This window comes from Planobispora rosea (genome assembly GCF_014648175.1).
In the GTDB taxonomy this organism is placed as follows: Bacteria; Actinomycetota; Actinomycetes; order Streptosporangiales; family Streptosporangiaceae; genus Planobispora; species Planobispora rosea.
Genome location: NZ_BMQP01000085.1, coordinates 1 through 10,934, shown reverse-complemented (window position 1 = coordinate 10,934; position 10,934 = coordinate 1). Strand labels below are relative to the sequence as shown.

General features: G+C 65.5%; 13 protein-coding genes. 5 read left to right on the top strand and 8 right to left on the bottom strand.

Annotation, left to right across the window (positions count from 1 at the left end; genetic code table 11):
- From IEZ08_RS38190 to IEZ08_RS38165, 6 genes are all read right to left on the bottom strand, one after another.
- A partial coding sequence (locus IEZ08_RS38190; protein WP_189244150.1) for a tetratricopeptide repeat protein occupies positions 1 to 2,169 on the bottom strand: 2,169 nt, incomplete at its 3' end.
- Between the two features lie 434 nt (positions 2,170 to 2,603).
- Positions 2,604 to 2,840 carry a hypothetical protein gene (locus IEZ08_RS38185; protein WP_229803949.1) on the bottom strand — a complete coding sequence of 79 codons (237 nt, stop codon included), beginning with the start codon at positions 2,838 to 2,840 and terminating at the stop codon, positions 2,604 to 2,606.
- 133 nt (positions 2,841 to 2,973) lie between these two features.
- The gene (locus IEZ08_RS38180) at positions 2,974 to 3,486 is read right to left on the bottom strand and encodes a hypothetical protein (protein WP_229803948.1); all 513 of its coding nucleotides are present in this window, start codon (positions 3,484 to 3,486) and stop codon (positions 2,974 to 2,976) included.
- Between the two features lie 19 nt (positions 3,487 to 3,505).
- The gene (locus IEZ08_RS38175) at positions 3,506 to 4,222 is read right to left on the bottom strand and encodes a GntR family transcriptional regulator (RefSeq protein ID WP_189244149.1); all 717 of its coding nucleotides are present in this window, start codon (positions 4,220 to 4,222) and stop codon (positions 3,506 to 3,508) included.
- A 91-nt stretch (positions 4,223 to 4,313) separates the two neighbouring features.
- Positions 4,314 to 4,469, bottom strand: coding sequence for a hypothetical protein (locus IEZ08_RS38170; RefSeq protein WP_189244148.1), 156 nt, complete (start codon positions 4,467 to 4,469; stop codon positions 4,314 to 4,316).
- Positions 4,470 to 4,615: 146 nt separating this feature from the next.
- Positions 4,616 to 5,026 (bottom strand): hypothetical protein, encoded by a 411-nt coding sequence (locus IEZ08_RS38165; RefSeq protein WP_229803947.1) that lies wholly within the window; start codon positions 5,024 to 5,026, stop codon positions 4,616 to 4,618.
- Positions 5,027 to 5,145: 119 nt separating this feature from the next.
- Between IEZ08_RS38165 and IEZ08_RS38160 the strand changes: the two genes are divergently transcribed.
- Positions 5,146 to 6,129 (top strand): NsdA family TPR-like regulatory protein, encoded by a 984-nt coding sequence (locus IEZ08_RS38160; protein ID WP_229803946.1) that lies wholly within the window; start codon positions 5,146 to 5,148, stop codon positions 6,127 to 6,129.
- Positions 6,130 to 6,169: 40 nt separating this feature from the next.
- Positions 6,170 to 6,364 (top strand): hypothetical protein, encoded by a 195-nt coding sequence (locus IEZ08_RS40110; protein WP_229803945.1) that lies wholly within the window; start codon positions 6,170 to 6,172, stop codon positions 6,362 to 6,364.
- Here the strand turns inward: IEZ08_RS40110 and IEZ08_RS38155 are convergent.
- Complete coding sequence (locus IEZ08_RS38155) at positions 6,345 to 6,905, bottom strand: NUDIX hydrolase (protein ID WP_189244147.1); 561 nt, start codon at positions 6,903 to 6,905, stop codon at positions 6,345 to 6,347. The genes IEZ08_RS40110 and IEZ08_RS38155 overlap by 20 nt on opposite strands.
- 104 nt (positions 6,906 to 7,009) lie before the next feature.
- On the opposite strand from IEZ08_RS38155, the gene IEZ08_RS38150 reads away from it, so the two are divergent.
- Positions 7,010 to 7,582 carry a hypothetical protein gene (locus IEZ08_RS38150; protein WP_189244146.1) on the top strand — a complete coding sequence of 191 codons (573 nt, stop codon included), beginning with the start codon at positions 7,010 to 7,012 and terminating at the stop codon, positions 7,580 to 7,582.
- A gap of 1,502 nt (positions 7,583 to 9,084) precedes the next feature.
- On the opposite strand, the gene IEZ08_RS38145 is transcribed toward IEZ08_RS38150, so the two are convergent.
- Positions 9,085 to 9,588 carry a tyrosine-type recombinase/integrase gene (locus IEZ08_RS38145; RefSeq protein WP_189244145.1) on the bottom strand — a complete coding sequence of 168 codons (504 nt, stop codon included), beginning with the start codon at positions 9,586 to 9,588 and terminating at the stop codon, positions 9,085 to 9,087.
- A 232-nt stretch (positions 9,589 to 9,820) separates the two neighbouring features.
- Here IEZ08_RS38145 and IEZ08_RS38140 point away from each other — a divergent pair, with 232 nt between their 5' ends.
- Positions 9,821 to 10,111: a hypothetical protein gene (locus IEZ08_RS38140; protein WP_189244144.1), complete on the top strand. Its 291-nt coding sequence runs from the start codon at positions 9,821 to 9,823 to the stop codon at positions 10,109 to 10,111.
- Positions 10,112 to 10,381: 270 nt separating this feature from the next.
- Positions 10,382 to 10,786: a pentapeptide repeat-containing protein gene (locus IEZ08_RS38135; protein ID WP_189244143.1), complete on the top strand. Its 405-nt coding sequence runs from the start codon at positions 10,382 to 10,384 to the stop codon at positions 10,784 to 10,786.
- Positions 10,787 to 10,934 lie beyond the last annotated feature (148 nt).

The following is a 10,934-nucleotide window of genomic DNA, read 5'->3' as shown; positions in this document are numbered from 1 at the left end:
GTAGACCTGCGCCAGCTCCCGGCGGATGGTGACGGCCTCTTCGGTGACGGGCAGGGCCTCAGCGGGACGGCCCAGCTCAGAGAAGCGGATGCCGAGGTTGGACAGGGAGCGGGCGAGGTCGGGACGGTAGCGGTCGGGATAGCGCTCGGCCAGCTCCCGGCGGATGGTGACGGCCTCTTGCTCGGCGGGCAAGGCTTCAGCGGGACGGCCCAGCTCAGAGAAGCGGATGCCGAGGTTGGACAGGGAGGCGGCGAGGGCGGGAGCGTAGCGGTCGGGATAGCGCTCGGCCAGCTCCCGGCGGATGGTGACGGCCTCTTGCTCGGCGGGCAAGGCCTCGGCCGGGCGGCCCAGCACCGCGAGATGGTTGCCGAGGTTGGACAGGGAGGCGGCGAGGGCGGGAGCGTAGCGGTCGGGGTAGACCTGCGCCAGCTCCCGGTAGAGGGTGACGGCCTCTTGCTCGGCGGGCAAGGCCTCAGCGGGACGGCCCAGCTCAGAGAAGCGGATGCCGAGGTTGGACAGGGAGGCGGCGAGGGCGGGAGCGTAGCGGTCGGGATAGCGCTCGGCCAGCTCCCGGCGGATGGTGACGGCCTCTTCGGTGACGGGCAGGGCCTCAGCGGGACGGCCCAACGCCGCGAGATGGACACCGAGGTTGGACAGCCACCGCGCACGTTCCCCAGCCTCCGCATCCGCCGGAATACTGTCCAGGATGCGCCGCGCCAACAGGGCATGCGCCTCGGCCAGCACCAGCGAGGGATACGGCAGAACCTCATACAACGCCACCAGTGTCTCCCGCGGCGCCGGAATCGAACCCACCTCATCGGCGACCCGCGGAAGCAACCGCTGCAGGAGCCTCCCCGCCGCCTCCACCTCCTGCGCCGCCCGCGCCAACGTCACCAGCGCACGCCGCCCCTGACGCTCATCCAGACTCTCCAGGCACGCTGCCAAAAGCTCGGGAGAGCCGCCGAGTTGCCGGGTGACGTGCAACTCCGCCAGCCGATCCGGCCGCAGTCGCCCCAGCCACTCCCGGTCATCATCAGGGGGGTATAGCTCCCGCAACCAGTCAGCCACCAGCACCGAGGCCGTCGCGCCGGGCACCCGCCCCACCACCTCGACCGCCTGATCGCGATCCCGTGCCCCCAACAAGACGCCGGCCGCCACCGTCTGCTCCACCATCAACGTGCTCAGCCCCTGCGCCCCCTGATGGAACCCCCGCGCCTGCGCGCTCTGCACCCAGTAGCGCCGCTCATGGCCGAGCAGCTCCTCCAGCACATCTTCCAGCTTGACCCTGATCGCGCCGGTATCGGCCCGCATCGATCGCAGCACCACCACCAGCGCCGCCGCGTGCAAATCCAAGATCCGGTGAGGGTCGTCTCCGAGCTCCACCTCAAACCGCTCCGGCGTCTGCGTCTTCAACGCCTCAGCGAAGTACGGCACCGCCTCGGCCACCAGATCACGATCCGACTTGTCCGCCGTCACCTGCTCGGCCAGCGTGATGCCCTCATCTCCGACCGCGGCCACCATCTGCCGCACCCGCGCCGATCCGGCCCCCAACTGCCTCCACCACTCCCCGGCGCTGCGTGCCAGCAGCAGCACCCGCACTCGCTTGCCCTCATCGGCTGCCACCTCATGCAGCAGCGCCGATAGGCCGGTCCGTGTCTCGGCGTAATCGACCACGATCAAAACCTGCCGCCGGTTCACCGCCCGCCACCGGGACAACGCCTCGGCCTCGGCGTCGTCACCGACCTCCAGCACCCCCCACCTCGGCCACAGTCGGTTGGCCAGCTCCACCGCCAGACGCGACTTGCCCACTCCGCCTGGCCCCGTTAGCAGTTGCAGCCGTCCAGCCTGGGGATCACCACACCAGGCCAGCAGATCCTCAAGTTCTCGTTCCCGGCCCTCGAACGGCACCACGCCCCGCGAGGCGTGCAGCAGCAGCGCCGGACCGGACACCTCCGGCAACGGCTCGGCCGCCTCATCCAGCGCCTCCCGGGCGGCATCCCGCTCCCGTTTCCAATCGAGCAGCGTCGGTGCGAAGGCCGTAGTGATGCCGCCGATCACGGCCCCCACCACCGTCACCAGCGGCTTGCCATCCGTGAAAGCCGCCACCGCCACCGCGGCCGCAGCAGCACCGACCACAAACGCCGCGAACGCGCGCTGAAACCCGCCCATACCTTCCTGTGTAGAACGCGGCCGAGGCCTTGGCGATCAGGGTTGCGCAATCGCAACCGACTCTCTTCAGGCCGTGACGATCGCTCACTTCGCTGCCCGCCGTACGGGGACGGGGCGATCGGCTGCCGCGACCCTCCTTCGTCGGGCCTTGCCATCGGATGAGCGGGGCTGATCATCGGCCGGGGTGCTGCACAGCAGCGGGATACAGCAACCCTGCCTCACGCGGCCGCACGCCCCCGGTCGGCATCTACCGTCTGAGCAGGGGAGCAAACGGCCTATGTGGTGACCGACTCCCGTTTGCAAGCAGGATGTCAGGAGTTCGAATCTCCTAGGCTCCACCAGCCAAAACGCCCCACACCTGATCTCGGTGTGAGGCGTCCGGGCCATTAGCGGGCCATTAACCCACCGGGACCAGCGCACCCGCGCTCCCGTCGTCATCGTCGCCCCGGTCCTTCTTCCGCTTCTTCGCCCTGCGCTGCTCGGCCTTGGTCCATGACGGCGACCTGCCAGACGAGTTCGCCGGTGGTCTTGTCCTTGGCGTAGACGGTGCGGCCGCTGGCGGAGGCGTCGAAGTCCTTGACCTGTTCGACCTCACCGACGGCATAGCAGCCGTGCGGGAAGACCTGATCGAAGCCGATCGGGATGGGTCCTTGGATTGCCATGTTGATCACTCCTTTGGTCGATCTCCTTCGGTGGACGTCCGCTTGTGCGGACAAGTTCGAGAGTAGGTGAATTAACTCGTCCGAACAAGTGACTGAGTGGCGAGCCGGTAAGATTTACCGTCGTGGCAGCAGGCCCAGCAGCTCAGCGGCAGCGGAAATCTAACCCCGGACCGGTGCTGTCATACAGTTCCACGATCACCACTCCGGCAGCGAAGCCCTGACTGTGATACGCGGAGCGCTCCGACGACTCTGGAAGCCACACGGTGATAGCTGGCGGAGCTTCCTCAATGCCTTCAATGTTCGCCCGGTCGTAGTAGTCGGTCAGTTCGCGGATAGGCAAGGAGGTCCGCAACGTGAAGCGGGCGCGATAGTCGCAATGATCTCCATTGCCACGAAGCGCGATGGATGCATCAGGACCGTCGTAATCCATCCACTCGGTGCCGGGGGGAAGAGGATAGTTCTCGAACCGGCCGATCATGGCGGTCAGCTTCGCGTCATTGATCCACATAGGGATCTTGATCAGGAGGGTTAGGAGAGCCAGTCCGACCACTGACATGAACAACAGGAACACGCGGCCGCCTTGCTGGCTGCGCCAGAAAGACTGCTTTCTCGGCGGCTCTTGCTCTTCGGTATGGGTAGGGAGAACGCTCTGCATGACACCACCTGAGGCTGATCTACGTCACTGAGTAGACATCCTGCAACTCGTGAAGATCGCCGGGCAAGGCCACGCTCATCACCAGCAGGACGGCCCCGGTCGCATCGTGCACCGTGGCCAGCACCCCGAGCACCGGCTTGGGCGAGCCGAGCAACTCGGCCTCCTCCTTGGTCGGAGCGCGTGCGGTCAATCGCTCAGTGATGTGATCGAACCGTAGATGCTTGACCGTCTGGAGATGGTGGCGCACCCCGTGCCGCAGCGGCTCGGGCTTGTCCAGGTCGGTGCCGAGGGCGATCTCCAGCGGGAACCACAGCGTCTCCACCGCCGAGCACCGGCCGCCCCGCATGACCACTCGCTGGCGGGTGATTACCGGGGTCCGCTCTTCGGCGCCCAGTAGACGCGCCACATGGCGCGGAGCCGGAACGCGCCGCACGTCGGTGACGTTCTCGGCGCTTTCGGGATGTTCGGCCGTTGCCAGCGCGGGACGGAGGCGATCGGCCGGGCTTTCGGGCCGGCCCTTCACGAACGAGCCGCGCCCATGTTCGCGCTCGATCCAGCCTTGCATGGCCAGCGTCTGAAGCGCTCGAACCACGGTGGTTCGGCCCACGCCGAACTCCCGTACAAGCTGTGTTTCAGAGGGCAGCATGTCACCCGGGGCGTACTCGCCATCGGTGATGCGCTGCTGGATGGCCGTCATCACCTGGGCATACTTCGGGGGAGCGAAGTCCATGCTCATCTTAACCACCCGATCGCTCTTGCACTTGTCTGCATGAGTACAGTACCGGTTGAGACGGGGCCTGTCAGGACCTCTTCACGCAGCGAAACGGCTATCGCACCATGCCGGACAGCAGCGCGATCCACACCGCCCGAGCCTCCCGCAGCGACCAGGCGTCACTATGCGTCGTGTCATTTTTCCTGTCGTTGATGACGGTGCGCTGAATAAAGGCCAGCCCGCCCGCCCCGCACAACTCGTAAAACGTCACCCGGTGCTCATGGCAGGTCCAGGCCACCACCCGGATCCGGCCGAAGCGACGCGTGCGATGCCAGTTCAGGCATTCATGCCCGTCCCGGGTCGGAGGCAGATATGGAGCCGCGCACGACGCACCCCAAGCACCGCTCTGATTCCTGATCAAGACGAGACTCGTTCGAAGCGCACGGCCCCGGCCGGATCCACGCTCGTCCGGAAGATCACATGCCGGGACCAGTCGTCGGGAAGCGTGCCGAAGTCGTATACGCGGTGGATGATGCGGCCCCAGGCCGAGACGTTCGTCTCCAGACGCAGCAGGGCCGTACGCAGTGCGTCCATCGAGGTTGCCTGTCCCGGACCGGTCCCGCACGGCCCGAGTTCCTCGGTGCCGCCGGAGGTGAGGAAGACCTCCCACTCGAACATCTCGGCGAGCTGCTCCGGACCATCGCAGTACAGGCAGTCCTCACGCGAGGACTGCTCCATGTGCAGGCCCATGGCGGCCACGCATCCCCGACGGGTGACGATCTTCCAGCCGCGCCCGTCGCATTCGGTGCACTTAACCGGTGTTGCCATGCCGGAAAGGATGTACCGCCATGCTTTCTGTCCCTATTCCCCGCGGATATATCACCGGGGGATATAGAGTCCTCCCTAGAACGATGCACCACCTCAGGAGACGATCACCGGAGGTCGGAATGCACGGGAATGCTTTCAAGCCGGTCAAGATCCCTGCACGGATATGGGACCGCGACGAAAGCCGAGAAATCCTCAAATCCCGGGATGTAGCCGGACTATTCAACCTCGCTGTCAAGTACAGCGGTGCCACCCAGGTCCGTATCAGCGCCGCCACCGGCATCCCCCAGGGCCGCATCAGCCAGATCATCCACCGCCAGCGCCAGGTCACCGACCTGGAAGTCTTTGAGCGCATCGCCACCGGCCTCGGCCTGCCCGATCACGCCCGCATGCTGTTCGGCCTGGCCCCGCTGGATATCGCCTCACCCACCGGGGACTATGACGACGACCACCAGGAGCAGGCCGACGAACTGACCGCCCGGATAGAGGCCGCCGCCGCCATCGACCCCGTCATGGTCATGATCCTGTCCACCGACACCAACAACCTGCGCCTTCTGGATCGGCGACTCGGCGGAGTCGTCATCGCCGACAAGATGCGCGCCCAGATCAACCAGATCGAACGCGCCCACCGCCACGCCGTACGGCCCGGCATCCGCGCCCAACTCGCCCACGTGCTGGCCGAGACCTCATCCCTGGCCGGATGGCAGGCCATCAACACCGGCGCCCTATCTGATGCATGGGAGCACTACGAGCACGCCAAGGCCGCCGCCCGCGAAGCCGGTGATCCCGCCCTCTTGGCCTATGTCTGCGGAGAACAGTCCTACGTCCTGCTGGAGTTGGGGCGACCGGCTGAGGCCACCGAACTCCTGCAGCACATCCACGCCACCCACCGCGAGCACATCCCCGGCCGACTCCGGACCTGGCTCGCCGCCGCCGAAGCTGAAACCGCCGCGATCCTCGGTGATGAGACCGTCTGCCGCGCCGCACTCGACCAGGCCGCCCGCCCTGCTGCCGGACGGAGCCGCCGACGCGGACATGCCCTATCTGTCACTCGACCGCCACCACCTGGCCCGCTGGCGCGGCAATTGCCTGGTCCGCTTCGGTGACCCGAGCACGGTTGAGGACCTGCGCTCAGCACTGGCCGGGATGGACGGCACCTACAACCGCGCCGAGGCGGGAGTCCGCTGCGACCTAGGTCATGCCCTCCTGGCCCAGGGCGAGCCCGAGGCCGCACAACCACACATTCAGCGCGCCCAGCAGTTGGCCACCATGACCGGCTCCCGCCGTCAGCGCAAACGCATCGACGAACTGTCCCAAGCGGTCAAACGCGCCCTGCGTTGAGCCGAGCCTGCGCCGCATACAGCCCGATCAACGTCCCCGAGGTCCAGATGTCCCCCCGGGCGATCATGTCCGGGATCTGCGTCAGCGGCACCCACTCGATGAGATCCGCCTCAACCTCCCCGGTCGGCGACCCGACGTACTCGGCCCCGCGGGCAAGGAACAGGTTGTGCTCCGAGTCCACCATGCCGGCCATCGGCTGGTAGGTAACCAGGTGCTCCACTTCCTTGGGCCGGTATCCGGTCTCTTCCTCTACTTCCCACACGGCCGTGGTGATCGCGTCCTCACCCGCGTCGATCAGGCCGCCGGGCAGCTCCCAACCCCACCGGTCGAACAGGAACCGGTGCCGCCACATCATCAGCACCCGATCCTGATCATCGACCACCACCGCGATCGCCGCCCGGTCCAGATGCACCGCGTGATGCTCGAACCGCTCCCCGTCCGGGATCTCGACGTCCACCAGCCCGAGCCGGATCCACCGGTTGTCGTAGATCAGCCGCTCACCATGCACGATCCAGCGCGTCTGCTCGTCATTGGTAGCCACACAGCGAAGTTACCGGCCGAGATCCCTCGCGTACATGGAGACAGCCGGACCAGGTAGACCGGGAAAGAACCTCAGCATCCTCACCACCTGCATAAAGTGCACGCATGGTTGCTTCCCAGGTCGCCGGTCCCGCCAGCGAGACGCCGCAGCGCGGCCGGTGGCGGTGGGCTCTCGCCGCTCCGGTGATCATCGCTTCGATGCTGACGGTGCTGGCTGCGGCGACCCCTGGCGGCAACACCCCACTGATCATCGCCGCTGTTCCCGCATGGCTGTTGGCCTTCTGCTTATGGGTCACGTTCCTTGTGATTCGCCGCTACCGGCGTAGCGGATGGGCCTACCTTCTACCGCTGGCCGGTGGGCTGGTCTTCGCCCTGGTCAGTTCAGGAACCCCGCTGCGCGTCGCTTTTGCGATGTCCGAGCCAGCTCTGACGACGTACGCGGCGGCTCTACCGGAACAGGAACCCTGGATCTTCCACGAAGAACAGGCCGGAGTGTTCGCAATCGATCAGGCACGCCGCTGGAATGGGATCACGGAGCTCCGCGCGAAGAACTCCGGAGGGATGCTGGAGCAGTGCGGATTCGCTCACGTCTCCGCTGAACGCGTGCAGGAGCTCGGGACGCCTCAAATCACCCACCTGACCGGTGACTGGTACGCCGTGTGCATTGACTTCGATTGATCGCCCTGCGTCCTGCTGACCGCCGAGCACTCCTCAGATGCATACACGACAAGCTGCGAGCGACAGCGAGCCCAGAGTGTTGCCGAATTGTTCTTGTATGGATCAAGGCGGTGGCGCGACGCGCCGCCGCACGGCCCAGCGTCGCGGATCCCGGCCGCGCATGCGGCCTGGGGGCCGGTCACGGCCGGGGCCGCACTCGGGCCGCCCACCGCACCACCCGCGCGCCGTACCTGCCCATCGGCCGACGCTCCAGGGCCACACCGCCGCCCTTTGCGGCGAGAGTGAGAGCGACAACAAACTTGCTGCCAGGGCTCATGGAGGTAATTGACGGTGCCCTCATAGAGGTGATGAGGACACGATCTGCCGTACGCTCTGCGTTGCAGACTGTAGCCGCAAATGTAGCTGGGGGTCGCACTTAGACTGTGTGGCTTGCTACGGCTACAGCGAGATTAAATTGTTACATGAGTTTTTGTTCTTGCATTTGGCAAGTGATCTTCCGAGGTTCGCCGACTTGGAGTTGATCATGTGCAACAGGTATGCCCAGGCGGGAACATGTATCGCAGCGGAGCGACTCCACTTGGTCTCCAAGTTCCTTGATCACAAAACTTGCATTGGCAAGAAATTTGATCGCCTGCTCTGGGTGACGCTTCCAGGATGGCATCTGACGTGCGAAATGAAGTCCCACAATGGTGGCCATGTGGGAGCGGCAGGTTAGCAACAGGACCAGATGGCGAACGGCCCCCTGCGCCAACAGGGAGCCGCTCTCACGTCCATCGAGTGATCATTTGTCGAGAAGGGACGCGTACTTCATGAGTTTACTCGGAGGTAAGAAACCCACGAAGGAGGCTTTCTCCCCGCCCGATCCGATTCCCGTCCGCTGGGTTGTCATCATCGGCTTCGCCGTAGCGATCGGCGTCCTTGTGGGAAGGGAGTCCGGGAGCATCGCGGCAGGCATCGGAACCGGCATTCTGTTGGCAGGCTTCCTCCACACCGTTATGAGGTAAAGCTCAGCGCCTCTGGCGGGGCGCTCCGGCTCCGGGATGATCGCGGGCTACTTCGTGCGGTCCGTAGGTGCTGAGGTGGTGGCCTGATCATCCCGTCTGCCATCGACCCGGGGCAAGCCGAGCAGACCGGGGCCACACGGGGCCAAGGTCGTTCGTCCGGTAGAGCGCTCCACCTTGGCCCCGTGGCCCCGGCCCGCTTCCCCTTCGGGCGGGTCGACGGCAGACGGGATGATCAGGCGGGCAGAGTGTGCGCGCTGCGCTGGGAAGACCAGCTCATAGAGCTGATCGCTGGGCCATTAGCGGGCCATTAAGGGTGGTCAACAGCGGTCAGTCACGGTCACTCGCGGCAAGCCCTCCGCCCAGCTCACCGCCCGTACAGCCCGAGATCGGACCGATTTGCAAGCAGGATGTCAGGAGTTCGAATCTCCTAGGCTCCACCATCTCTCAGACATAGAAAAGTCCAGGTCAGGCACGGTCGCCTCACCTGGGCTTCGATCTTCATCCGGTCTCGTCCGGCTCCCGTGCCCGTTGCGTGCCCGATCGCTCCCCGAGTGCCCCACGGGCGAGGCCGTCGAGCTTGCGGGCGACCTCCCGTTGCCGCTCGTCCGTCGAGTGCTGATAGATCATCGCGGCGCGCGTGCTGGAGTGGCCCATGCGCTCCATCAGCTCCCGGATCGACGCCCCGGCGCTCGCGGCGAGGGTGTTGCCGGTGTGCCGCAGGTCGTGAAAGTGGATCTTCGGAAGGCCCGTGTCCTGGAGCGCCTGAATCCAGACACGGCGGTTGAAGTTGGTGTTGCGGAGCGGCCCGTCATCCGGTCCCGCGAAGATCAGGCCCTTGTCCCCGTCCTGGGTGAAGTCCTTCACGTGCTCCCGCAGGTCCTCGATGATCAGCTCGGGGATCACCACCGTCCGCCTGCCTGCCGCGGATTTGGGTTCGGTGAAGACAAGGCGGCGGCGCAGCGCGCCGCCGCACGGCCCGCTCTGCGGGGACCGTCCGGGCATGCGGCCTGGGGGCCGGTCCCGGCCGGTCCCGGCCGGCCCCGCCCGCCGCACACCCGCCGCGCCGTACCCAACCAACCCGCCGTACAGGGTCCGCGCCGCCGCCCAAAGTCGCTCCGACCACCGGCCCCAGCCGCTACGCGGCGCCTCCGGCGTCCTTCGGATCGGCGCCGGCCGCTCCTCTCTCGGCCAGAGATCTACTGCCCCGGAACCCTATGTCCTACGATCAACCGCCATGACGACGTCCCTGAAGGACCGCCTCAAATTCCTTCCCATGACAGCGTGGATCTTCCCGACCATCAGCGGCTTTCTGCTGATCTCCAACTTCCCCGACGAAGACGCGCCGGTTACCGCGCGAACACTGTTCATGATTGCCACAGCAGTCGTCATCGCGCTCGGGGGAGTCATCGCGGTCCTCTCCGGGATCATGTCTGCGCTTGTCGCGCGGCTCGATGAGGAGAAAGACGCCTCCGGCGGGGGCACTCGGCTCCGGGATGATCGCCAAGGCGAGACCGTAGAGCCGTAAGTGGCTAAGGTAGGGCCTGATCGTCCCGCCTGCCACATCCCAGGCAGAGCCCAGCAGCTCGACTCCTCCGGCTCAAGCCCGTCTGTGCCCGTTGGCATCCCATGATCGAGGAAAGTCACCGGAGAAGGTACACGTGAAGACGGGCTTGACCCTCCTCCGCCGATCCGCTGCCCCTCCGGGGTGGGACGAGGCAGACGGGAAGATCAGGCGGGCGAGGTGTGTGCGTCGCATAAGAGTAGATATATCTACTGGGCGGTATGGAGAAAAGAGATGACAGCGAGTACTGGTCGAGCAGAGATCATGAATTCCTATATGCACCAACTCTTTTCCGCCGCTTCGTTTGATCGACAAGATCTGGTCTCGGTTGGTGGAAATCGATTATTCTTCCGGAATTGCTCTTTTGTTGAAAGTGATCTGCGTCTGGCCACCCTTGAAGGATGCTCGTTCATTCGCTGTGACTTCCAGGGGGCCAACCTCCGAGGTGCCTCCCTGCGGTACGCCAGCTTTATCGGTTGCTCTTTCCAAAACGCCGATCTGCGAGACTCAGACATGACAGGCGTTCGGATGACCTTCTCGGGCAGCCCCAATGATCCAAACCGTCGGGCCAGCAGTCTGCTTGGAGCGAAGCTCCAGGGAGCCAACCTGACCGACGCCGAGGTAGAGGCAGAGCGGTAACCGATATCCCGATCGTCGTGCCAGATGCGTGCCAGAACAGACGGGGAGCTGCGGCCACTCACGGGAACTCACGGTCAACCGGCCCACTCTAACCTCGGGCTTTCACGATGAATTTCGCCGAGCTTGATCGTTTGCATGAGAAAAGTGC

Coding starts and splice junctions, on each gene's coding strand:
- IEZ08_RS38180 (WP_229803948.1), bottom strand. CDS start 3,486: ATGCAGAGCGTTCTCCCTACCCATACCGAAGAGCAAGAGCCGCCGAGA.
- IEZ08_RS38175 (WP_189244149.1), bottom strand. CDS start 4,222: ATGAGCATGGACTTCGCTCCCCCGAAGTATGCCCAGGTGATGACGGCC.
- IEZ08_RS38165 (WP_229803947.1), bottom strand. CDS start 5,026: ATGGCAACACCGGTTAAGTGCACCGAATGCGACGGGCGCGGCTGGAAG.
- IEZ08_RS38160 (WP_229803946.1), top strand. CDS start 5,146: ATGCACGGGAATGCTTTCAAGCCGGTCAAGATCCCTGCACGGATATGG.
- IEZ08_RS40110 (WP_229803945.1), top strand. CDS start 6,170: ATGGACGGCACCTACAACCGCGCCGAGGCGGGAGTCCGCTGCGACCTA.
- IEZ08_RS38150 (WP_189244146.1), top strand. CDS start 7,010: ATGGTTGCTTCCCAGGTCGCCGGTCCCGCCAGCGAGACGCCGCAGCGC.
- IEZ08_RS38145 (WP_189244145.1), bottom strand. CDS start 9,588: ATGCCCGGACGGTCCCCGCAGAGCGGGCCGTGCGGCGGCGCGCTGCGC.
- IEZ08_RS38140 (WP_189244144.1), top strand. CDS start 9,821: ATGACGACGTCCCTGAAGGACCGCCTCAAATTCCTTCCCATGACAGCG.
- IEZ08_RS38135 (WP_189244143.1), top strand. CDS start 10,382: ATGACAGCGAGTACTGGTCGAGCAGAGATCATGAATTCCTATATGCAC.